Here is a 22786-nt window from a genome sequence, read left to right on the forward strand (position 1 = left end):
CTTCTGTTGAAGAAGATTACGCGATGGTACGCTGAATTTCGATGATCTCGAACACTTCGATCATATCGCCAACGCGAACGTCGTTGTAGTTCTTCACGCCGATACCACATTCCATGCCGTTACGGACTTCGTTAACGTCATCTTTAAAGCGGCGCAGGGATTCCAGCTCGCCTTCGTAGATAACCACGTTGTCACGCAGTACGCGGATTGGGTTGTGACGCTTGATGGTCCCTTCGGTAACCATACAGCCCGCGATCGCACCGAATTTCGGTGATTTGAACACGTCACGTACTTCAGCCAGACCGATGATCTGCTGTTTCAGCTCAGGAGACAGCATGCCGCTCATCGCTGCTTTCACTTCGTCAATCAGGTTATAGATGACGGAGTAGTAACGCAGATCCAGGCTTTCAGCATCAATCACTTTACGCGCAGATGCGTCAGCACGAACGTTGAAGCCAACCAGGATCGCGTTGGACGCTGCTGCCAGAGTTGCGTCGGTTTCGGTGATACCACCTACGCCAGAACCGATGATCTTCACTTTCACTTCGTCGGTAGACAGTTTCAGCAAGGAGTCGGAGATCGCTTCCACAGAACCCTGAACGTCCGCTTTCAGAACAACGTTCACTTCGTGAACTTCGCCTTCGGTCATGTTGGCGAACATATTCTCGAGTTTAGATTTCTGCTGACGAGCCAGCTTCACTTCACGGAATTTACCCTGACGATACAGAGCGACTTCACGCGCTTTCTTCTCGTCACGTACGACGGTTACTTCGTCACCGGCAGCCGGAACACCGGACAGCCCCAGGATTTCCACTGGAATGGACGGACCCGCTTCCAGCACTTCCTGACCCAGTTCGTTACGCATCGCGCGAACGCGACCGTATTCGAAACCACACAGAACGATGTCGCCCTTGTGCAGAGTACCTTCGCGAACCAGAACGGTTGCAACCGGACCACGACCTTTATCCAGGAAGGATTCGATTACCGCGCCGCTCGCCATACCTTTACGAACCGCTTTCAGCTCCAGAACTTCAGCCTGAAGCAGGATGGCGTTCAGCAGGTCGTCGATACCGGTACCCGCTTTTGCAGATACAGGGATGAACTGTGCTTCACCGCCCCACTCTTCCGGCATAACGCCGTACTGGGACAGTTCGTTCTTCACGCGATCCATATCGGCTTCTGGCTTATCGATTTTGTTGACTGCAACAACCAGAGGCACCTGCGCCGCTTTCGCGTGCTGGATAGCTTCAATGGTCTGCGGCATCACGCCATCGTCGGCAGCAACAACCAGAACAACGATATCCGTTGCCTGAGCACCACGAGCACGCATTGAGGTAAACGCTGCGTGGCCTGGGGTATCCAGGAAGGTGATCATGCCGTTTTCGGTTTCTACGTGGTAAGCACCGATGTGCTGGGTAATACCACCCGCTTCGCCGGAGGCAACCTTAGTAGAACGAATGTAGTCAAGCAGAGAGGTTTTACCGTGGTCAACGTGACCCATGATGGTCACAACCGGTGCGCGCGGTTCAGCCGCTGCGCCCGTATCACGGTCGCTCATTACTGCTTCTTCCAGCTCGTTTTCACGACGCAGGATAACTTTGTGGCCCATCTCTTCGGCAACCAGCTGTGCGGTTTCCTGGTCGATGACCTGGTTAATGGTGGCCATTGCGCCCAGTTTCATCATCGCTTTGATGACCTGAGAGCCTTTCACCGCCATTTTGTTAGCCAGTTCGCCAACGGTGATAGTTTCGCCGATCACAACGTCACGGTTAACGGCCTGAGCAGGCTTCTGGAAGCCCTGCTGGAGAGCGGAACCTTTACGCTTGCCGCCTTTACCGCCGCGAACCGCTGCACGCGCTTCTTCACGGTCAGCTTTTGATTCAGCGTGTTTGTTACCTTTTTTCGCAGGACGCGCAGCTTTTGCACTGCGAGTACGACCACGACCACCTTCTACTTCGCGGTCGTTGTCGTCTTCTGCCTGACGCGCATGCTGAGACGTGGTGACGTGATAATCGCTGGTATCTTCAGTTGGTTCAGCAGTATTCACACCATTCTTCTCGTTTTCTTCTGCCATGCGACGCGCTTCTTCGGCGACGCGGCGAGCTTCTTCTTCAAGCTTGCGGCGGGCTTCTTCTTCCGCTTTACGCTTCAGCTCGGCAGCTTCATTTTCACGGCGGGCTTTTTCAGCCTGGGCAGTTTTGGTCATTTCGTCGGTCTGTTGATTGCTCACTTTGTCTTTTTCCGCAGCGTCACGCTTCGCTTTTTCACCGGCGTCGCGTTTCGCTTTTTCTGCGGCCTCACGTTCAGCTTTTAATTCTGCTTCACGTTTGGCAGTGGCTTCTGCCTCACGCTGAGCTTGTTCTTCCGCTTCACGCTGTGCCTGCTCTTCCGCGGCAAGGCGTTCTGCCTCTTGCGGATCACGTTTTACAAAGGTGCGCGTCTTGCGGACTTCAATTTGTACCGACTTGCTTTTGCCACCGGTACCAGGGATGTTCAACGTGCTACGCGTTTTACGCTGTAGCGTTAACTTGTCAGGCGTAGAGCCGTGTTCACGGTTCAGGTGCGCTAACAAGGTTTGTTTTTCTTGCGCGGTCACCGAGTCATCAGCGGACTTCGGGATCCCTGCATCAGCAAATTGCTGTACCAGGCGGTCCACGGAGGTCTGAATCTCAGCAGCCAGCGATTTTACAGTTACATCAGTCATGCTGTTCCTTCCTGCTACAGTTTATTACGCTTCGTCGCCGAACCAGCAAATATTACGTGCGGCCATGATGAGTTCGCCGGCTTTCTCGTCGGTTAAACCTTCGATATCGGCCAGGTCATCAACGCCTTGCTCAGCGAGATCTTCCAGCGTACAAACACCACGGGCAGCCAGCTTGAACGCAATCGCACGATCAAGACCTTCCAGATTCAGCAGGTCATCAGCCGGCTTCTTATCGCCAAGGCTTTCTTCCTGAGCCAGCGCCAGGGTGGTCAGTGCGTTTTTAGCGCGTTCACGCAGGGCTTCAACGGTTGGTTCATCCAGACCGTCAATTTCCAGCAGCTCTTTCATTGGCACGTAGGCCAGTTCTTCCAGCGTAGAGAAACCTTCTTCAACCAGCACAGTGGCGAAGTCTTCGTCAATGTCCAGGTATTTGGTGAAGGTATCGATCGCCGCGTGGGCTTCAGCCTGATGCTTGGCCTGAAGGTCATCAACGGTCATCACGTTGAGTTCCCAGCCGCTCAGCTGTGACGCCAGACGTACGTTCTGACCGTTACGGCCAATCGCCTGCGCCAGATTGCCCGCTTCTACAGCGATATCCATGGTGTGTTTGTCTTCGTCAACAACGATAGACGCCACATCAGCCGGTGCCATTGCGTTGATCACGAACTGCGCCGGGTTGTCGTCCCACAGAACGATATCAATGCGCTCGCCGCCCAGTTCGGTAGAAACCGCCTGAACACGTGCGCCACGCATACCGACGCAAGCACCGACCGGGTCGATACGCTTGTCGTTGGTTTTCACCGCAATTTTCGCACGGGAACCCGGATCGCGGGCCGCCGCTTTGATTTCGATAACTTCTTCGCCGATTTCCGGCACTTCGATACGGAACAGTTCAACCAGCATTTCTGGTTTAGAACGCGTCACGAACAGCTGTGCACCACGCGCTTCAGGACGTACGGCATACAGCACACCACGAATACGGTCGCCTGGGCGGAAGTTTTCACGCGGCAGCATGTCTTCGCGCAGGATGACGGCTTCAGCGTTACCCGGCAGTCCTTCGGATTTGATCTCCAGAGAGATGTTGTCGCGGTTCACTTTCTTCACCACGCCAGTGATGATTTCGCCTTCCTGATCGCGGAACTGATCGACAACCAGCGCGCGCTCGGCTTCGCGAACTTTCTGCACGATAACCTGCTTCGCGGTCTGGGTGGTGATACGGTCGAAGGTAACAGATTCAATCTGATCTTCAACGTAGTCACCCACGTTCAGACTTTCGTCTTCAAAACGTGCCGCTTCCAGGGTGATCTCTTTGGTCGGTTGGGTCACTTCTTCAACGATTACCCAACGACGGAATGTATCGAAGTCACCGCTTTTACGATCGATTTCTACGCGAACATCGATCTCTTGTTCGTATTTTTTCTTGGTTGCTGTAGCCAGTGCACTTTCCAGCGCTTCGAAAATCTTCTCACGCGGCAGTGATTTCTCGTTGGAGACGGCTTCAACAACAGCCAAAATTTCTTTGTTCATCGCGGGCTTTTCACCTCAATCCAGACTGTTAAAAGTGGGGAACCAGGTTCGCCTTCTGGATATTACTCAGCGCGAACACTTCATCTTTGCCTTCGACTGTCACCGTGATCATTTCACCATCAACGGCTTTGATAATTCCCTGCCATTTACGGCGGTTCTGTACGGCCATACGCAGAACGAGAGCCACTTCTTCACCGGTAAAGCGCACGTAGTGCTCGGCCGTGAACATCGGACGATCGAGGCCAGGTGAGGAAACTTCCAGGTTGTACGCAACGGTAATCGGATCTTCAACATCAAGAACCGCACTCACCTGGTGGCTGACATCAGCACAATCATCAACATTGATGCCATCTTCACTATCAATATAGATGCGCAGTGTGGATGTACGGCCGCGAACGAATTCGATGCCGACCAGTTCGTAGCCCAGTGCTTCGACCGGCGCAGTAATCATCTCTGTTAATTTTTGCTCTAATGTGGACAAGCCCACCCCCAAGACATAAAAAAAGGGCGTAAAGCCCAGTTATTCTGTAGTCAGATAACAAAAAACCCCGATAAATCGGGGCTTTAGATAACTGAACCCTATAGCCACAACTGTGGCCTGGAGCACTCTCCGAAAGCATTTTTTCAAATCCAGCTACGAAGGCTCTAAGTCTTCACAGTATATTTGAAAAAGAACTTTATGGGAAAGTGGTTGCGGGGGCCGGATTTGAACCGACGACCTTCGGGTTATGAGCCCGACGAGCTACCAGGCTGCTCCACCCCGCGCCTGAAACGTGGCAAATTCTACGCGTTTTGGACAGAATTTGCAAATAATGCTGGGATTTGGTACCGAAGACGGGACGTAAAATCGGCATTCAGTATATTGATAGTTGACCCCACCTGTCAACCCAACTTCGGCCAGGGCAATAAAAGGGAAATTTTTACAAAAAACGCACACGTCTCTTTCGGTCGTCGATAAAAGATGATTAAATGAATACTCACTTATTTTGCATAAACATGCATCGAGAGCGAAAGCGGTCTCTAATCAGTCAATCAAGCAGGGTTTTATTATATGACGACGATTCTCAAGCATCTCCCGGTAGGACAACGTATTGGCATCGCTTTTTCTGGCGGCCTGGATACCAGCGCTGCACTGCTGTGGATGCGCCAGAAGGGAGCGGTTCCTTATGCATATACTGCGAACCTGGGTCAGCCGGACGAGGAAGATTATGACGCGATCCCTCGTCGTGCCATGGAATATGGCGCAGAGAACGCACGTCTGATCGACTGCCGTAAGCAGCTGGTCGCCGAAGGGATTGCCGCGATCCAGTGCGGTGCTTTCCATAACACTACCGGCGGCCTGACCTATTTCAATACCACCCCGCTGGGTCGTGCCGTCACCGGCACTATGCTGGTCGCCGCCATGAAAGAAGATGGCGTGAACATCTGGGGGGACGGTAGCACCTATAAAGGCAACGATATTGAACGTTTCTATCGTTATGGCCTGCTGACCAACGCCGAGTTGCAGATCTACAAACCGTGGCTGGATACCGACTTCATCGACGAGCTGGGTGGCCGTCATGAAATGTCTGAGTTTATGATTGCCTGCGGCTTTGACTACAAGATGTCGGTTGAGAAAGCCTACTCAACCGACTCCAACATGCTGGGTGCGACGCATGAAGCGAAAGACCTGGAATTCCTGAATTCCAGCGTAAAAATTGTTAACCCGATCATGGGCGTGAAGTTCTGGGATGAGAACGTTAAGATCCCGGCGGAAGAAGTGGCCGTGCGTTTCGAACGTGGTCATCCGGTTGCCCTGAACGGTAAAACGTTCTCCGACGATGTTGAACTGATGCTGGAAGCAAACCGCATCGGCGGTCGTCACGGGCTGGGTATGAGCGATCAGATCGAAAACCGTATCATCGAAGCAAAAAGCCGCGGCATTTACGAAGCTCCAGGGATGGCGCTGCTGCACATCGCTTATGAGCGTCTGCTGACCGGTATTCACAACGAAGACACCATTGAGCAGTATCACGCTCATGGCCGTCAGCTGGGCAAACTGCTGTATCAGGGTCGCTGGTTTGATCCACAGGCGCTGATGCTGCGTGACGCCCTGCAACGTTGGGTGGCAAGCGCCATCACCGGCGAAGTGACCCTGGAACTGCGTCGCGGTAACGACTACTCCATCCTGAACACCGTGTCTGACAACCTGACCTATAAAGCAGAGCGTCTGACCATGGAGAAAGGTGAGTCAGTATTCTCTCCGGACGATCGTATTGGCCAGCTGACCATGCGTAACCTGGACATCACCGATACCCGTGAGAAGCTGTTCAACTATGTTGAGAATGGCCTGCTCTCCGCGAATTCCGGTAATGGTCTGCCGCAGGTTGAGAACCTGGAACACAGCGATAAGAAGTAATCGACAGCAAGACATGCAAAAGCGCCCAATGGGCGCCTTTTTTGTGGTCTTCGTAGGCCCGGTAAGCGCAGCGCCACCGGGCAAAACGGCGGGTGGCGCTGCGCTTACCCGCCCTACAATAGATCGGAAACACAGAATATAAAGACGAAAAAAAAGACGTCTTGCGACGTCTTTCTTCTGGAATATTGGTACCGAGGATGGGACTCGAACCCACAAGCCCGTTAGGGCACTACCACCTCAAGGTAGCGTGTCTACCAATTCCACCACCTCGGTACGGAATACTTACTGCGGGATATCGCTGGTTGGCTTAGCCGGTGCAGCTGGCTGAGTTTGCTCAGTTTTTGCTGGCGCGCTCAGATTTTCCCACTCGCTTCCTTTACTGGTCTTGTTGCTGTTGATATTGCCCAGCACCAGGCTGATAATGAAGAACAGCGTAGCCAGAATCGCCGTCGTGCGGGTCATGAAGTTCGCAGAACCACTTGAACCGAACAGCGTACCGGAAGCGCCTGCTCCGAAGGAGGCTCCCATATCAGCGCCTTTACCTTGCTGTAGCATAATCAGCGCTACGAGAGCGATGGCTACAATAAGGAAAATAACTAAAAGAGCTTCGTACATAATCAACCTGTTCCTTGCGGATTTGCCGCATACCAATGCTTCGACCAATTAGCAGGATTTTGTTTCCCACTGAAGCGGGTGTGAATACTAACCAAAGCGAATCACCTTCGCAAGGGCATTTTCGAGGCATTGTATCAACTGCGGAAAAAAACAGCAAAAAGCCATTAATTGTTTAAAACAAAGGCGGCAAACGCCGCCTTTTTAAACACTTATTCTGAAAGATTATGCAGCTTTGACTGCATCCGCAATGCGGTGCGCAAATTCAGTCACCTGCGCTTCGTCTTCGCCTTCCACCATCACGCGGATCAGCGGCTCGGTACCCGACTTACGCAGCAGGACGCGCCCACGGCTGCCAAGCGTCGCTTCCACCTCTGCCATCACCGCTTTCACGTTATCATTTTCCAGCGGGTCACCTTTACCCGCGGTGAAACGCACGTTGACCAGGATCTGCGGGAACATTTTCATGCCGCTGCACAGATCGTGCAGGCTCATATGGTTACGCGCCATCGCGGCAACAACCTGAAGCGCCGCCACAATGCCGTCACCGGTGGTGGTTTTATCGAGCAGGATCACATGGCCGGAGTTTTCCGCGCCAATACGCCAGCCTTTCTCCTGGAGTTTTTCCAGCACGTAGCGGTCACCCACTTTCGCACGAACAAACGGGATGCCCAGCTGTTTCAGCGCCAGCTCCAGACCCATATTGCTCATCAAAGTGCCCACCGCGCCACCGCGCAGTTGCCCCTGACGCAGGCCTTCACGCGCAATGATGTAGAGGATCTGATCGCCATCGACCTTGTTACCTTCGTGATCAACCATGATCACACGGTCACCATCGCCATCCAGGGCAATACCCAGATCGGCCTTTTCAGCCAGGACACGCGCTTGCAAGGCACGCACGTCTGTCGCGCCAACTTCTTCGTTGATGTTCAGACCGTCCGGCTCGCAGCCGATAGTGATCACTTTCGCACCCAGCTCGCGGAACACATTCGGCGCAATGTGGTAAGTCGCACCGTTTGCACAGTCCACCACAATTTTGAGGTGTGCCAGGCTCAGTTCATTCGGGAAAGTGCCTTTGCAGAATTCAATGTAGCGGCCTGCGGCATCGACAATACGGTTTGCTTTACCCAGCTCAGCGGAGTCAACACAGGTGATCTCTTTTTCCATTTCCGCTTCAATCGCCTCTTCCACGTCATCCGGCAGTTTGGTGCCGTCGATGGAGAAGAATTTGATACCGTTGTCATAGAACGGGTTATGGGAAGCGGAAATAACGATGCCCGCTTCCGCACGGAAGGTGCGGGTCAGATAGGCAACAGCAGGAGTTGGCATTGGCCCCGTAAAGGAAGCTGAAAGCCCCGCCGCCGCCAGCCCGGCTTCCAGCGCGGATTCCAGCATATAACCCGAAATACGGGTATCTTTACCAATAATGATCTTACGGGAGCCATGACGCGCCAGCACTTTCCCCGCTGCCCAGCCCAGCTTCAGGACAAAGTCAGGGGTAATTGGCGCATCGCCTACGCGCCCACGGATGCCATCGGTACCAAAATATTTACGATTACTCATAGCGTTTGTTTTCCTTCGCTGCCAGTGTGGCTTCCACCACACGCATGGCTTCTACTGTTTCTTTTACGTCATGGACGCGAATGATGTGTGCACCTTGCATCGCGGCAATCACCGCGCAGGCCAGACTGCCGCTCAGACGTTCGCTCGGCCCGACATTCAACAACTGACCAATCATCGATTTTCTCGACATTCCCACCAGCAGTGGCAGGCCGAACTGATGAAACTCTGATAAGCGCGCAAGCAACGCGTAATTGTGTGAGAGATTTTTACCGAAACCGAAGCCCGGGTCGAGCAGCAATTTCTCTTTTGCGATACCCGCACGTTCACAGCGTTCGATATGCTCAATAAAGAAGCGGGTGACGTCGGCAAACACGTCTTCATATTTTGGCGCCTCCTGCATTGTCTTAGGCTGGCCCTGCATATGCATCAGACACACCGGTAGCCCGGTTTCTGCGGCGGCTTCAATCGCGCCCGGCTCGGTCAGCGAGCGGATATCATTGATAATGTGAGCGCCCACTCTCGCCACTTCACGGATCACTTCGGGTTTGGAGGTATCAACAGAGATCCACACTTCAAAGCGCCGTGCGATAGCCTCCACCACCGGCACCACGCGCGCCAGCTCTTCTTCCACCGAAACCTCCGCCGCGCCAGGCCGCGTTGACTCCCCTCCAACGTCAATGATGGTGGCACCCGCGTTAATCATTAAATTCGCGTGTTTAACCGCGTCGATAAGCGAATTATGCGTGCCGCCGTCAGAGAAGGAATCAGGCGTGACATTCAGGATCCCCATCACATGGGGATGTGAAAGGTCGAGATGCGAGTCCTGGGCGAATAGTTTCATGGTGAAGTCCCTGGGATTAATGTGGTTAAACAGATAAGAAAAACCCCGGAGCAAGCTCCAGGGTTTGAGATACAGACAAACGCTTCAACAGCAGTGACTTACTTGTCGCCTAACTGCTCTGACATGGTGTTGCCCGGGTTTGGCGTACGCGGTTCATCGACCGGACGCGGCGCACGCGGGGTGCCATTGTTGTCAGAATTGTTAGACGCGCCTGGGTCTTCCCAGCCTGCCGGCGGACGCACTTCGCGGCGCGCCATCAGGTCGTCAATCTGTGGTGCATCGATGGTCTCATATTTCATGAGCGCATCTTTCATCGAATGCAGGATGTCCATATTGTCGTTCAGGATCTGACGGGCGCGAGCGTAGTTACGTTCAATCAGCGCTTTCACTTCCTGGTCGATGATACGTGCCGTTTCATCGGACATATGTTTCGCTTTTGCCACGGAGCGGCCCAGGAACACCTCGCCCTCTTCCTCTGCATACAGCAGCGGACCGAGTTTGTCGGAGAAGCCCCACTGAGTCACCATGTTACGCGCCAGGTTTGTCGCCACTTTAATATCGTTCGACGCACCGGTGGAAACATGTTCCGCACCGTAGATAATCTCTTCAGCCAGACGACCGCCGTACAGGGTTGAAATCTGGCTTTCCAGCTTCTGACGGCTGGCGCTGATCGCGTCGCCTTCAGGCAGGAAGAAGGTCACACCCAGCGCACGACCGCGTGGAATGATCGTCACCTTGTGTACCGGATCGTGTTCCGGCACCAGACGACCGATAATCGCGTGGCCCGCTTCGTGATATGCCGTGGACTCTTTCTGCGCTTCCGTCATCACCATGGAGCGACGTTCCGCACCCATCATGATTTTGTCTTTCGCTTTCTCAAATTCCACCATGGACACCACGCGCTTGTTACCGCGAGCGGCAAACAGGGCTGCTTCGTTGACCAGGTTAGCCAGATCCGCACCGGAGAAGCCTGGAGTACCACGCGCGATGATTGCCGCGTCGATATCTGGCGCCAGCGGTACGCGACGCATATGCACTTTCAGAATCTGTTCACGACCGCGAACATCCGGCAGACCAACCACAACCTGGCGGTCGAAACGGCCTGGACGCAGCAGCGCAGGGTCAAGTACGTCCGGACGGTTAGTTGCCGCGATAACGATGATACCTTCGTTACCTTCGAAGCCGTCCATCTCAACCAGCATCTGGTTCAGCGTCTGCTCACGTTCATCGTGACCACCACCCAGGCCTGCGCCACGCTGGCGGCCTACGGCGTCGATTTCATCGATGAAGATGATGCACGGTGCTGCCTTCTTAGCCTGCTCGAACATGTCACGCACACGAGATGCACCGACACCCACGAACATTTCAACGAAGTCAGAACCTGAAATAGTAAAGAACGGCACCTTCGCTTCACCCGCGATGGCTTTTGCCAGCAGGGTTTTACCGGTACCCGGAGGGCCGACCATCAGGACGCCTTTCGGGATCTTACCGCCCAGTTTCTGGAAACGGCTCGGCTCGCGTAGGTATTCAACCAGTTCACCCACCTCTTCTTTTGCTTCGTCACAACCTGCTACGTCAGCAAACGTGGTCTTGATCTGGTCTTCCGTCAGCATACGCGCCTTGCTCTTACCGAACGACATGGCACCTTTGCCACCACCGCCCTGCATCTGGCGCATAAAGAAGATCCAGACGCCGATAAGAAGCAGCATCGGGAACCAGGAAATGAAGATAGAAGCCAGCAGGCTTGGTTCTTCCGGCGGCTCGCCTACCACTTTGACGTTTTTGGTCAGAAGGTTATCAAGCAGCTTAGGATCGTTCACCGGGATGTAAGTCGTGTAACGGTTACTATCTTTCTTGGTAACGTTGATCTCACGTCCGTTGATACGCGCTTCGCGAACCTGGTCCTGATTGACCTCTTGCAGGAAGGTAGAATAATCCACCTTGCGGCCATTCGACTCGCTGGGCCCAAAGCTCTGGAATACTGACATCAGCACAACGGCAATGACCAGCCAGAGTATTAGGTTTTTCGCCATGTCACTCAAGGGATTAACCTCATATTACAACTGTGTTAAAAACAGCGTCAGGATACTCTATATCCAGTTTCATTCAAACTTTCGCCTGAAATCTACCGGTTATCATTTTCGCCCGGTCGCTACAATATACACTTCACGGGAACGGGCCCGGGAAGAGTCCGGCTTACGAACTTTGACCTTCGCAAACAGGGAGCGAATTTCCTTAAGATACTCCTCGAAACCTTCGCCCTGAAACACCTTCACAACAAAACTACCACCAGGCGCTAGTACATCACGACACATTTCTAACGCTAGTTCCACCAGATACATGGCGCGGGGGATATCCACCGCCGGTGTTCCACACATATTTGGCGCCATATCCGACATGACAACCTGGACCTTACTGTCACCTACACGATCAAGTAATGCTTTCAGCACTAATTCATCACGAAAGTCGCCCTGAAGGAAGTCGACACCGACGATGGGATCCATTGGTAAAAGATCGCATGCGATGATTCGGCCCGTTCCGCCGATCTGCGTAACCGCATACTGGGACCATCCGCCAGGTGCCGCACCGAGGTCGACCACCGTCATTCCCGGTTTAAAAAGTTTGTCACTTTGCTGTATTTCATCAAGTTTAAACCAGGCGCGGGAACGCAACCCCTTTTTCTGCGCCTGTTGAACATATTTATCGCTAAAGTGTTCCTGAAGCCAGCGGCTGGAGCTGGCAGAACGCTTTTTACCTGTCATTTAACATTTCCGTCCTGGTTCATCGTTGCTTGCCTGTGACGTAAATTTCTACGCAGCTATTTGGCGATATTAGGGAGATGGCGGTAGAATGAACCGTTTTCAATCCCAACGTAAGCAAAAATATACGATGAATCTGAGTACTAAACAAAAACAGCACCTTAAAGGTCTGGCACATCCGCTCAAGCCTGTAGTGATGCTTGGCAACAATGGTTTGACCGAAGGGGTGCTTGCCGAGATTGAACAAGCGCTGGAACACCACGAGCTGATCAAGGTGAAAATCGCCTCTGAAGACAGAGACACTAAAAACCTGATCGTGGAAGCCATCGTGCGCGAAACCGGCGCCTGTAATGTACAGGTCATCGGTAAAACGCTGGTGCTCTATCGCCCATCTAAAGAGCGCAAAATCTCGCTGCCACGTTAAGGATATCCTGAATCGAACACATTTTCTGTGTGAAACGAGGGATTTCTTTCAGCAGGCGAGCAAAATGCCATGCTCCGTGAGTTGATAAAAGGCCGCTATGCGGCCTTTTTCTTTTCTTTACAATGTATCAACATCTTAGTAGAGAAGCGAATTACAGATATTCAACCTTAATAATTTCGTATTCCACTTCACCACCAGGGGTGCGGATGGTGACCACATCGTCCTGCTCTTTGCCAATCAGGCCACGAGCAATTGGCGAGTTCACCGAAATCAGGTTCTGTTTGAAGTCCGCTTCATCATCACCCACGATGCGATAGGTCTGCTCTTCGTCGTTGTCCAGATTCAGGACGCTGACGGTAGAACCGAAGATAACACGGCCATTATTTGGCATTTTGGTGATATCAATAACCTGCGCGTTAGACAGTTTCGCCTCGATATCTTTAATGCGCCCCTCACAAAAACCCTGCTGCTCACGCGCCGCGTGGTATTCAGCATTCTCTTTCAGGTCGCCATGCTCACGCGCTTCCGCGATAGCGGCGATGATTTCAGGGCGACGCACGGATTTCAGAAAATCCAGCTCTTCGCGCAGTTTTTCGGCACCACGTAAGGTCATCGGAATAGCTTGCATTTGTTATACCTCTTAAACATTCCTGTTGGGAGCAGTGTTCCCTGCTCCAGCCCACCTGAACAGGCCAGAAGCAAAAAGAAAACCGACCCGGGAGCAACGCCCCAGGTCAGCAGCAATTTTTCAATTTGATACGCATTTTACCGCGAAGTTCACTATGGGTCATCGTTTACTTTACAGTGCCATGCACCGTAGTATGACGGTTTGTTTTCGGGTTGTTAGCGCGAGATTATGCGATTTTCCAGTTTTATCATCGGATTGACTACCAGTATAACGTTCACCGTTCAGGCCGCGAATGTTGATGAGTACATTAATCAACTGCCCGCCGGCGCGAACCTTGCCCTGATGGTGCAGAAGGTTGGCGCGCAGGCTCCCGAGATTGACTATCACAGTCAACAGATGGCGCTGCCTGCCAGTACCCAGAAAGTGATCACCGCCCTCGCCGCCCTGCTCCAGCTCGGGCCTGACTTCCGTTTTACTACCACCCTTGAAACCAGAGGTAACGTTGAGGGTGGCGAACTGAAAGGCGATCTTATCGCCCGTTTTGGTGGCGATCCCACCTTTAAGCGCCAGGATGTCCGCAACATGGTGGCGGTACTAAAAAAATCCGGCGTAACAAAAATAGATGGCAACGTGCTGATCGACACCTCCATTTTCGCCAGCCACGATAAAGCGCCTGGCTGGCCATGGAACGACATGACGCAGTGCTTTAGCGCCCCGCCAGCCGCCGCCATCGTTGACCGTAACTGCTTCTCCGTATCGCTTTACAGCGCGCCAAAACCAAATGACTTAGCGTTTATTCGCGTGGCGTCTTACTACCCGGTCACGATGTTCAGCCAGGTGCGGACGCTGGCGAAAGGCTCCCCGGAGGCACAGTATTGCGAGCTGGACGTGGTACCGGGCGATCTCAACCGCTATACGCTCACCGGCTGCCTGACCCAGCGGGCCGATCCACTCCCGCTGGCCTTTGCCATTCAGGATGGCGCAGGTTATGCCGGTGCCATTTTCAAAGATGAACTGAAGCAGGCGGGCATAACCTACACCGGAACGCTGCTGCGCCAGACGCAGGTGAATGAGCCAGGCACGGTGATTGCCAGCAAACAGTCCGCGCCACTGCATGATTTGCTTAAGATTATGCTGAAAAAGTCGGATAACATGATTGCCGACACGGTATTCCGCATGATCGGGCACGCGCGCTTTGGTGTGCCGGGCACCTGGCGGGCCGGTTCTGATGCCGTACGTCAGATCCTGCGCCAGCAGGCGGGTATCGATCTGGGCAATACGATCGCCGTTGATGGTTCCGGTTTATCGCGTCATAACCTGATCTCGCCGGCCACCATGATGCAGGTGTTGCAGTACATTGCTCAGCATGACGCTGAGCTAAACTTTATTACGATGCTGCCGCTTGCCGGACACGACGGCTCTCTTCAGTACCGCGCGGGCCTTCACGCTGCGGGCGTGGATGGCAAAGTTTCAGCCAAAACGGGTTCCCTGCAAGGCGTTTACAACCTTGCCGGTTTCATCACGACCGCCAGCGGACAACGCATGGCATTTGTGCAGTATCTTTCCGGCTATGCCGTCGAACCGGCTGACCAGCGCAATCGCCGTATTCCACTGGTACGTTTCGAAAGCAGGCTCTATAAGGACATCTACCAGAATAACTAGCGATGAAACTACTGATAGTTGAAGACGATCTGTTATTGCAGGAAGGGTTAGCGCTGGCGCTGGGCAATGAGGGCTACGCCCTGGATTGTGCCGCCACGGCCGCTGAAGCAGATGCCCTGATCCAGAGCGGTGAATACAGCCTGGTGATCCTGGATTTGGGACTGCCGGATAAAGACGGCGCGACGCTGCTCTGCCAGTGGCGTCGTCGCGGAGTGGAGAATCCCGTATTGATTCTCACCGCCCGCGATGCCATTGAAGACAGAATTAACGGGCTTGATTCTGGCGCTGACGATTATCTGGTAAAACCCTTCGCCCTTGCCGAGCTACAGGCTCGCGTACGGGCGTTGATCCGCCGCTATCAGGGCCACAGCGACAACCTGCTGACGGACGGGGATATTACCCTCAATCTGCAAACTCAGCAGGTGCTGCGCCAGTCTCAGCCTGTGGAAGTGACCCCAAAAGAGTTCGCTCTGCTGACGCGCCTGATCATGCGCAGCGGGCAGACCGTGCACCGTGAAACGCTGCAACAGGACATCTACTCCTGGCAGGACGATCCAGGATCAAACACGCTTGAAGTTCACATTCATAATCTGCGCCGCAAGCTCGGTAAAGATCGCATCAAAACCGTACGCGGCGTGGGTTACCGTCTGGAGAGCCAGAAATGAACAGTATGCGCCGGCGATTAATGGTGTTGCTGGCGGTTATTCTGCTATTTTTTCAACTCATTAGCGTAGTCTGGCTGTGGCATGAGAGCCGCGAGCAGATCGGTTTTCTGGTGAATGAAACGTTGTCCGCTAAAGCACGCAACAACCATGTCGAAAAAGAGATCCGCGAAGCCATTGCCTCCCTGCTGGTCCCTTCACTGGTGATGGTCGGTTTTACCCTGCTCTTCTCATTCTGGGCAGTCACATGGATCACCCGACCACTCAACAAACTTCGCGCCAGCCTTGCGAACCGTTCGGCGGATAATCTGACTCCCCTGCCGATGTATTCTGATATGGAAGAGATAGGCGCAGTAACCACGTCCCTCAACCAACTCCTCGCCCGGCTGGACCACACTATTCAACAGGAACGCCTGTTTACCGCCGATGCGGCACACGAGTTACGTACGCCGCTGGCGGGGATTAGGCTCCATCTGGAACTGATGGCTCAGTCCGGTTCCCCGCAGGCCACGCCACTGATAAACCGGATCGATCAGCTGATGCACACGGTGGAACAGCTGCTGATGCTGGCGCGTGCCGGACAGGCGATGGCCAGCGGCCATTACGATACCGTGAACTGGACTGAGTCGATCATTGCTCCGCTTAGCCTGGAGCATGAAGCCAAAGAGCATACGGTATTATGGCCGGCCCACAGCACGCTGACGGTACAGGGGGACGCCGTCCTGTTACGTCTGATGCTAAGGAACCTTCTGGAGAATGCCGCCCGTTACAGCCCGGCAGGCACAACCATTGAAGTGGCATTAACAGCGACGGAGGGGGGTACCCGGGTGAGCGTTACCGATCAGGGGCCGGGTATTGATGAGGCGCACCGCCAGTCGATCACCGAACCTTTCCGACGTCTCGACCAGCGCTACGGCGGCAGCGGCCTTGGGCTGAGCATCGTACAGCGTATCGTACAGCTCCATCATGGTCATTTAACGCTGGAGAACGGCGCTGAGGGCGGCCTCATCGCCAGCTGTTGGTTACCGACGAAAATAGGATAAAAAAAAGCCCCGTTAAGGGGCTTTATACAGGGGTTAGTGCTTGTAGATGAACTCGACGCCTTCTTCGTCGTCTTCATCCCAGTCATCGTCCCAGTCTTCATCATCTTCTTCCGCTTCCAGCTCTTCGAGCTGCTGGCGGTGGTAGTCATCCCACATGAATTCGACTTTTTCAGGCTGTTTCGCCTCTTCTGCCTGAACAACCGGATTCTCGATGATAAAGGTCATCACATCCCAGCAGAGATCTTTCACGCCAACCTGGCTGGCGGCAGAGATCAGATAGTACTTATCTTCCCAACCCATCGCTTCGGCAATCGCTTTAGCTTTCGCTTCAGCTTCCGCTTTGTCCATCAGGTCGATCTTGTTGAATACCAGCCAGCGCGGTTTTTGCGCCAGTTTTTCACTGTATTTCTCCAGCTCGCCGATAATGATACGAGCGTTTTCAACCGGATCGGAACCGTCGATTGGATCGATGTCGATGAGGTGCAACAGTACGCGGCAACGCTCAAGGTGCTTCAGGAAGCGAATACCCAGACCGGCGCCTTCTGCAGCCCCTTCAATCAGACCCGGGATGTCAGCGACCACGAAGCTCTTCTCGTTATCCATACGGACAACGCCCAGGCTCGGTACCAGCGTCGTAAACGGATAATCTGCCACTTTTGGTTTCGCCGCAGAGACCGCACGGATAAACGTCGATTTACCGGCGTTTGGCATGCCCAGCATCCCCACATCCGCCAGCAGCATCAGTTCCAGTTGCAGGTCGCGCTTATCACCTGGGGTACCCATGGTTTTCTGACGCGGGGTACGGTTAACGGAAGATTTGAAACGGCTGTTACCCAGACCGTGCCAGCCGCCTTTGGCCACCATCAGGCGCTGACCGTGTTTGGTCATATCACCCATGGTTTCGCCCGTACCCTGATCGATGACACGCGTACCCACCGGCACTTTGATCGTCACGTCTTTACCGCGTTTACCGGTACAGTCGCGGCTCTGGCCGTTCTGGCCACGCTCGGCGCGGAAAGATTTTTCGAAACGGTAGTCGATCAGCGTGTTGAGGTTTTCATCCGCCTCCAGCCACACGTCGCCACCGTCCCCACCGTCACCGCCATCAGGACCGCCACGAGGAATATATTTTTCACGGCGGAAGCTTACACAACCGTTACCGCCATCACCTGCCACGACCAGAATCGTCGCTTCATCAACAAACTTCATTTTACTCTCCGTAACTCATTCGCCTGAGCGGGGGACTATTACAACCGCTTCATTTTTGCGCCAACGCCCCCAGAGACGATGACCAATGGCGGAATACATCGCGCCCGCAACCACGACAAACGCACCGAGATAACCCAACAGGTTGAGCATCGGCTTGACGAAGACATCGGGCCAGGCCATTGATAATAAATCTGAAAATAACAGCGTAAACAGCGGGGTAAGCGTGATTAAGGCGCTCACCTGTGCTGCCTGCCAGCGCGCCATGGCTTCAGCCAGCGCGCCATAACCGACCAGCGTATTCAGCCCACAAAAAATGAGGCACGCCAGTTGCCAGTCGCTGAGCTGGGTAATTACACCCGGCTTCGCTAAAGGCAATAATGCCAGTGTACACAAAGTGTACAGCAAAAAGAGGATCTGCTGTGAGGCAAGACGGCGCAATAACACCTTTTGCGCGACGCCATAACTCACCCAGACCGTTGCTGCGCCCACCCCAAAAATGACACCCCAGGTGTAATCCGTCAGGCGGGTAAAAATCTCAATCAGGCTGGTGTTAAAGAACATCACCAGCCCGCAAAGCAGCATACTTGCCCCGATGATCTGCGTGCCGCGCATCTTCTCCTTGAGGATGAATACGCTGGCGACCATCATGCCGACCGGTGAAAGCTGACCAATCACCTGCGACGCTGTAGGGCTAAGATATTGCAGGGAAGAGCTGAACAGAATGAAGTTACCGAACAGACCGCCCGTCGCGATAGCCAGTAACACCAGCCAACGCGGTTTTCGAAAGATGCGCAGCGGTGGCAGCTTACCTTTGACGGCCAGAATGGCGCCCAGGCCTATGCTTGCCATCAGGAAGCGATAAAACACCACCGTCGGTGGCTCCATGACTTCCAGTACCTGCTTCATTGCAATTGGCAGCGCACCCCAGCACATTGCGGTAGTGAGCGCCAAAAGAATACCAATGCCGGCCTGCTGCTTCATGCCCGTTTTCCCTACAGAAAATTTTCCGGGTTTCCAATGTAAAAAGCCCCGCAACACGTTGCGGGGCTTTAATCCGTTACCGGACCGAGAAAACCTTACTCAGCAACGATGCTGATGTATTTACGGTTGTTCGGGCCTTTAACTTCAAATTTCACTTTACCGTCTGCTTTAGCAAACAGAGTGTGGTCACGACCGCAACCTACGTTGGTACCCGCGTGGAACTTGGTGCCACGCTGACGAACGATGATGCTACCCGCCAGAACGGATTCGCCACCGAAACGCTTAACGCCCAGGCGTTTAGCTTCTGAATCGCGACCGTTACGTGTGGAGCCGCCAGCCTTTTTATGTGCCATTTAAATCTCTCCTCAGGTCTTAGGCGCTGATGCCAGTAATTTTCACATCAGTGAACCACTGACGGTGGCCCTGCTGCTTACGATAGTGTTTACGACGACGAAACTTAACGATTTTAACTTTCTCGCCACGACCGTGAGCAACAACTTCAGCTTTGATAACGCCGCCATCAACGAAAGGAACGCCGATTTTGACTTCTTCACCGTTTGCGATCATCAGAACTTCAGCGAACTCAACAGATTCGCCAGTTGCGATGTCCAGCTTTTCCAGGCGAACGGTCTGACCTTCGCTTACTCGGTGTTGTTTACCACCACTTTGGAAAACCGCGTACATATAAACTCCGCTTCCGCGCACATCCTCGTATGATTCAGAGTGCGCTATAAATATTCACAATAGGGCGCGAATATTACGCAAAATGCGAGCCTTTGACAAGTGCTACCATCAATACATGAAGAAAAAAAACACAACACGTACGGTAACGTTTATCTGAGCCGTTTTTTCAGTACAATCAGCAATACTATTTATAAACCGAAACCCTTTGTGTACCCATCTCGTGTGGGATAAACAGGATAAAAAGCCCGGCTTTTGCGATGAATTTAGAAAAAATCAATGAGTTAACCGCGCAAGATATGGCGGGTGTGAATGCAGCAATCCTGGAGCAACTCAACTCTGACGTTCAGCTGATCAATCAGTTGGGCTATTACATCGTCAGCGGCGGCGGTAAACGTATTCGTCCGATGATTGCCATTCTGGCCGCACGCGCGGTTGGCTATCAGGGAAATGCCCATGTCACGATCGCGGCGCTGATCGAATTTATCCACACCGCCACCCTGCTTCACGACGATGTTGTGGATGAATCAGACATGCGTCGTGGCAAAGCCACCGCCAACGCCGCGTTTGGTAATGCGGCAAGTGTTCTGGTAGGCGATTTTATCTATACCCGAGCCTTCCAGATGATGACCAGCCTTGGCTCGCTGAAGGTGCTGGAAGTGATGTCAGAAGCCGTGAACGTTATCGCTGAAGGTGAAGTCCTACAGCTGATGAACGTCAACGACCCGGACATCACCGAAGAAAACTATATGCGGGTGATTTACAGCAAGACCGCACGTCTGTTCGAAGCCGCCGCGCAGTGCTCTGGCATTCTGGCTGGCTGTAGCGAAGCGGAGGAAAAAGGCCTTCAGGACTATGGCCGTTACCTCGGCACCGCGTTCCAGTTGATTGATGATTTGCTGGACTACAGCGCGGATGGCGAAACGCTCGGTAAAAACGTCGGCGATGACCTGAACGAAGGCAAGCCAACGCTGCCGCTGCTCCACGCGATGCGCAATGGTACACCAGAGCAGGCGAAAATGATCCGGGAGGCTATCGAGCAGGGAAATGGACGCCATCTTCTGGAACCGGTACTGGAAACAATGGCAATCTGCGGCTCCCTGGAATGGACGCGTCAGCGCGCTGAAGAAGAAGCGGACAAAGCCATCGCCGCTATTCAGGTCATTCCCGACAGCCCATGGCGTGATGCGCTAATCGGCCTCGCGCACATCGCCGTCCAGCGCGACCGTTAATCCCTCATCATCTCCCTGCCCCTACGCAGGGAGACTCCAGTACGCTCCAGTAAATTACATTTACGCGTAAGCCCATCGGGTTACAGGCCGTATGTATAAAGCCGTGCCTTATTCTGAATATTGCTTCTCGTAACATGAACTTTTTAGAACAGATGTTCGAAGTGAGTATAGTAATGCTGTCTTTTCACACGAAACGACGTGGACGATAACGAACACAAGGACAGCATTATGGATACAAAATTCATCGACTGGCATTCTGCTGACATTATTGCGGCACTGCGTAAAAAAGGAACTTCGCTGGCTGCCGAATCACGTCGTCATGGGCTGAGCTCGTCGACGCTGGCAAACGCCCTGACCCGCCCATGGCCGAAGGGGGAACTGATTATCGCGACGGCGCTGGATACGCATCCGTGGGTGATATGGCCGTCACGCTACCACGATCCCATCACCCATGAATTTATCGACAGAACGCGCATGATGCGCCAGAGCAAAACGAAGAAAGCGCATCAGGACTGATGCACCAGAATTGACAAGAACAGCAATCCCCCGGCCTGTTCTGGCAGGGGGGTGCCGGAATGATTACTCGCCCTTCACACGCTCGATATTTGCACCCAGCGCGCGCAGTTTATCCTCAATACGCTCGTAACCACGATCGATGTGGTAGATACGATCGACAACGGTAGTCCCTTCCGCAATACAACCTGCCAGTACGAGGCTCGCAGATGCGCGCAGATCGGTCGCCATCACCTGCGCACCGGACAGTTTTTCAACGCCGTGGCAAATTACCGTGTTGCTTTCAATCTCAGCATGCGCACCCATACGGATCAGTTCCGGTACGTGCATGAAACGGTTTTCGAAGATGGTTTCCGTGATGAAGCCCGTGCCTTCGGCCACCAGGTTCAACAGCGTGAACTGTGCCTGCATATCCGTCGGGAATGCCGGATGTGGCGCAGTACGCACGTTAACGGCTTTAGGACGCTGCCCGTGCATATCCAGGCTGATCCAGTCTTCACCGATTTCAATGTCCGCACCCGCATCGCGCAGCTTCGCCAGCACCGCATCCAGGGTATCCGGCTGGGCGTTACGGCAGACAATCTTACCGCCAGAAATGGCCGCGGCCACCAGGAAAGTGCCGGTTTCGATACGGTCTGGCAGTACGCGATACACACCGCCACCCAGACGTTCAACGCCTTCGATGGTGATACGGTCTGTGCCCTGCCCGCTGATCTTCGCTCCCAGCGCGACCAGGAAGTTCGCGGTATCCACGATCTCCGGCTCACGGGCGGCGTTTTCGATGATGGTAGTGCCTTCTGCCAGCGTAGCAGCCGACATGATGGTGACCGTTGCGCCCACGCTCACTTTGTCCATGACAATGTGCGCGCCTTTCAGACGACCATTGACGGATGCTTTAACGTAACCCTCTTCCAGCTTGATCTCCGCGCCGAGTTTTTCCAGCCCGAAGATATGCAGGTCAACGGGACGCGCGCCGATAGCGCATCCGCCCGGCAGTGAAACCTGTCCCTGACCGAAGCGCGCCACCAGCGGACCAAGCGCCCAGATGGACGCACGCATGGTTTTCACCAGCTCATACGGCGCTGAGAAGTTGTTCACGTTGCTGGCATCGATCCAGACGGAACCGTTACGCTCCACTTTGGTGCCCAACTGGCCGAGCAACTTCATGGTCGTGTCGATATCTTTCAGCTTCGGTACGTTCTGGATCTCTACCGGCTCTTCTGCGAGCAGCGCAGCGAAAAGAATGGGCAGCGCGGCGTTTTTAGCGCCAGAAATTGTGACTTCGCCCTGGAGACGCGTAGGTCCCTGTACACGAAATTTATCCATCGTTTGCTCTCTTATAAATTC

General features: G+C 53.7%; 21 protein-coding genes and 2 tRNA genes. 7 read left to right on the forward strand and 16 right to left on the reverse strand.

All coding sequences use genetic code 11. The annotated features are described in order from the left end of the window. Positions 1-16 precede the first annotated feature (16 nt). The 4 genes from infB to SK47_RS19090 form a co-directional block, all read right to left on the reverse strand. Positions 17-2704 carry a translation initiation factor IF-2 gene (gene infB, locus SK47_RS19075; RefSeq protein ID WP_003861796.1) on the reverse strand — a complete coding sequence of 896 codons (2688 nt, stop codon included), beginning with the start codon at positions 2702-2704 and terminating at the stop codon, positions 17-19. Between the two features lie 24 nt (positions 2705-2728). Beyond that, a complete protein-coding gene (gene nusA / locus SK47_RS19080) occupies positions 2729-4231 on the reverse strand; it encodes a transcription termination factor NusA (RefSeq protein WP_003861798.1) in 1503 nt (500 codons plus the stop codon). A 28-nt stretch (positions 4232-4259) separates the two neighbouring features. Next, positions 4260-4712, reverse strand: coding sequence for a ribosome maturation factor RimP (rimP, locus tag SK47_RS19085; RefSeq protein ID WP_014833432.1), 453 nt, complete (start codon positions 4710-4712; stop codon positions 4260-4262). Between the two features lie 207 nt (positions 4713-4919). Beyond that, positions 4920-4996 (reverse strand) — tRNA-Met (locus SK47_RS19090). Positions 4997-5282: 286 nt separating this feature from the next. Between SK47_RS19090 and argG the strand changes: the two genes are divergently transcribed. Then, complete coding sequence (gene argG, locus SK47_RS19095) at positions 5283-6629, forward strand: argininosuccinate synthase (RefSeq protein WP_003861801.1); 1347 nt, start codon at positions 5283-5285, stop codon at positions 6627-6629. 186 nt (positions 6630-6815) lie between these two features. On the opposite strand, the gene SK47_RS19100 is transcribed toward argG, so the two are convergent. From SK47_RS19100 to rlmE, 6 genes are all read right to left on the reverse strand, one after another. Beyond that, positions 6816-6902 (reverse strand) — tRNA-Leu (locus SK47_RS19100). Between the two features lie 9 nt (positions 6903-6911). Further along, on the reverse strand, positions 6912-7244 hold the full coding sequence (gene secG, locus SK47_RS19105; protein ID WP_003861803.1) for a preprotein translocase subunit SecG: 333 nt from the start codon (positions 7242-7244) through the stop codon (positions 6912-6914). A 222-nt stretch (positions 7245-7466) separates the two neighbouring features. Next, complete coding sequence (glmM, locus tag SK47_RS19110) at positions 7467-8804, reverse strand: phosphoglucosamine mutase (protein ID WP_003861804.1); 1338 nt, start codon at positions 8802-8804, stop codon at positions 7467-7469. Next, positions 8797-9645 (reverse strand): dihydropteroate synthase, encoded by an 849-nt coding sequence (folP, locus tag SK47_RS19115; RefSeq protein WP_003861807.1) that lies wholly within the window; start codon positions 9643-9645, stop codon positions 8797-8799. The genes glmM and folP overlap by 8 nt, the downstream gene beginning before the upstream one ends. Positions 9646-9743: 98 nt before the next feature. Next, entirely contained in the window at positions 9744-11678 is a 1935-nt protein-coding gene (gene ftsH, locus SK47_RS19120) for an ATP-dependent zinc metalloprotease FtsH (protein ID WP_003861810.1), read from the reverse strand. 102 nt (positions 11679-11780) lie between these two features. Further along, positions 11781-12407 carry a 23S rRNA (uridine(2552)-2'-O)-methyltransferase RlmE gene (rlmE, locus tag SK47_RS19125; RefSeq protein WP_003861812.1) on the reverse strand — a complete coding sequence of 209 codons (627 nt, stop codon included), beginning with the start codon at positions 12405-12407 and terminating at the stop codon, positions 11781-11783. 127 nt (positions 12408-12534) lie between these two features. Here rlmE and yhbY point away from each other — a divergent pair, with 127 nt between their 5' ends. Next, on the forward strand, positions 12535-12828 hold the full coding sequence (gene yhbY, locus SK47_RS19130) for a ribosome assembly RNA-binding protein YhbY (protein ID WP_003861814.1): 294 nt from the start codon (positions 12535-12537) through the stop codon (positions 12826-12828). Positions 12829-12979: 151 nt separating this feature from the next. On the opposite strand, the gene greA is transcribed toward yhbY, so the two are convergent. Further along, the gene (gene greA, locus SK47_RS19135) at positions 12980-13456 is read right to left on the reverse strand and encodes a transcription elongation factor GreA (RefSeq protein ID WP_006812122.1); all 477 of its coding nucleotides are present in this window, start codon (positions 13454-13456) and stop codon (positions 12980-12982) included. A gap of 228 nt (positions 13457-13684) precedes the next feature. Between greA and dacB the strand changes: the two genes are divergently transcribed. Genes dacB through pmrB form a run of 3 tightly spaced genes read left to right on the forward strand, consistent with a single transcriptional unit; the run spans position 13685 to position 16823 of the window. Beyond that, positions 13685-15118: a serine-type D-Ala-D-Ala carboxypeptidase gene (gene dacB / locus SK47_RS19140; RefSeq protein ID WP_003861817.1), complete on the forward strand. Its 1434-nt coding sequence runs from the start codon at positions 13685-13687 to the stop codon at positions 15116-15118. Positions 15119-15120: 2 nt separating this feature from the next. Beyond that, positions 15121-15783, forward strand: coding sequence for a two-component system response regulator PmrA (gene pmrA, locus SK47_RS19145; RefSeq protein WP_003861819.1), 663 nt, complete (start codon positions 15121-15123; stop codon positions 15781-15783). Then, complete coding sequence (pmrB, locus tag SK47_RS19150; protein ID WP_003861821.1) at positions 15780-16823, forward strand: two-component system sensor histidine kinase PmrB; 1044 nt, start codon at positions 15780-15782, stop codon at positions 16821-16823. Before pmrA ends, pmrB begins: the two co-directional genes overlap by 4 nt. A gap of 33 nt (positions 16824-16856) precedes the next feature. On the opposite strand, the gene cgtA is transcribed toward pmrB, so the two are convergent. The 4 genes from cgtA to rplU all read right to left on the reverse strand — a co-directional run bounded on the left by cgtA (position 16857) and on the right by rplU (position 19697). Continuing rightward, entirely contained in the window at positions 16857-18032 is a 1176-nt protein-coding gene (cgtA, locus tag SK47_RS19155) for an Obg family GTPase CgtA (protein ID WP_003861823.1), read from the reverse strand. A gap of 15 nt (positions 18033-18047) precedes the next feature. Further along, positions 18048-19013 carry a DMT family transporter gene (locus tag SK47_RS19160; protein ID WP_003861826.1) on the reverse strand — a complete coding sequence of 322 codons (966 nt, stop codon included), beginning with the start codon at positions 19011-19013 and terminating at the stop codon, positions 18048-18050. Between the two features lie 95 nt (positions 19014-19108). Continuing rightward, positions 19109-19366, reverse strand: coding sequence for a 50S ribosomal protein L27 (gene rpmA / locus SK47_RS19165; protein WP_003861831.1), 258 nt, complete (start codon positions 19364-19366; stop codon positions 19109-19111). 19 nt (positions 19367-19385) lie between these two features. Next, complete coding sequence (gene rplU / locus SK47_RS19170) at positions 19386-19697, reverse strand: 50S ribosomal protein L21 (RefSeq protein WP_003025032.1); 312 nt, start codon at positions 19695-19697, stop codon at positions 19386-19388. A 257-nt stretch (positions 19698-19954) separates the two neighbouring features. On the opposite strand from rplU, the gene ispB reads away from it, so the two are divergent. Both ispB and sfsB read left to right on the forward strand, forming a co-directional pair. Next, positions 19955-20926, forward strand: a complete 972-nt coding sequence (gene ispB, locus SK47_RS19175; RefSeq protein WP_003861833.1) for an octaprenyl diphosphate synthase — start codon at positions 19955-19957, stop codon at positions 20924-20926. A gap of 228 nt (positions 20927-21154) precedes the next feature. Continuing rightward, positions 21155-21442, forward strand: a complete 288-nt coding sequence (gene sfsB, locus SK47_RS19180) for a DNA-binding transcriptional regulator SfsB (RefSeq protein WP_017382732.1) — start codon at positions 21155-21157, stop codon at positions 21440-21442. Between the two features lie 63 nt (positions 21443-21505). Here the strand turns inward: sfsB and murA are convergent, their stop codons facing one another. After that, positions 21506-22765: a UDP-N-acetylglucosamine 1-carboxyvinyltransferase gene (gene murA / locus SK47_RS19185; protein ID WP_006812128.1), complete on the reverse strand. Its 1260-nt coding sequence runs from the start codon at positions 22763-22765 to the stop codon at positions 21506-21508. Positions 22766-22786 lie beyond the last annotated feature (21 nt).

The organism is Enterobacter sp. BWH52, from assembly GCF_001037565.1.
Lineage (GTDB): Bacteria > Pseudomonadota > Gammaproteobacteria > Enterobacterales > Enterobacteriaceae > Enterobacter > Enterobacter hormaechei_C.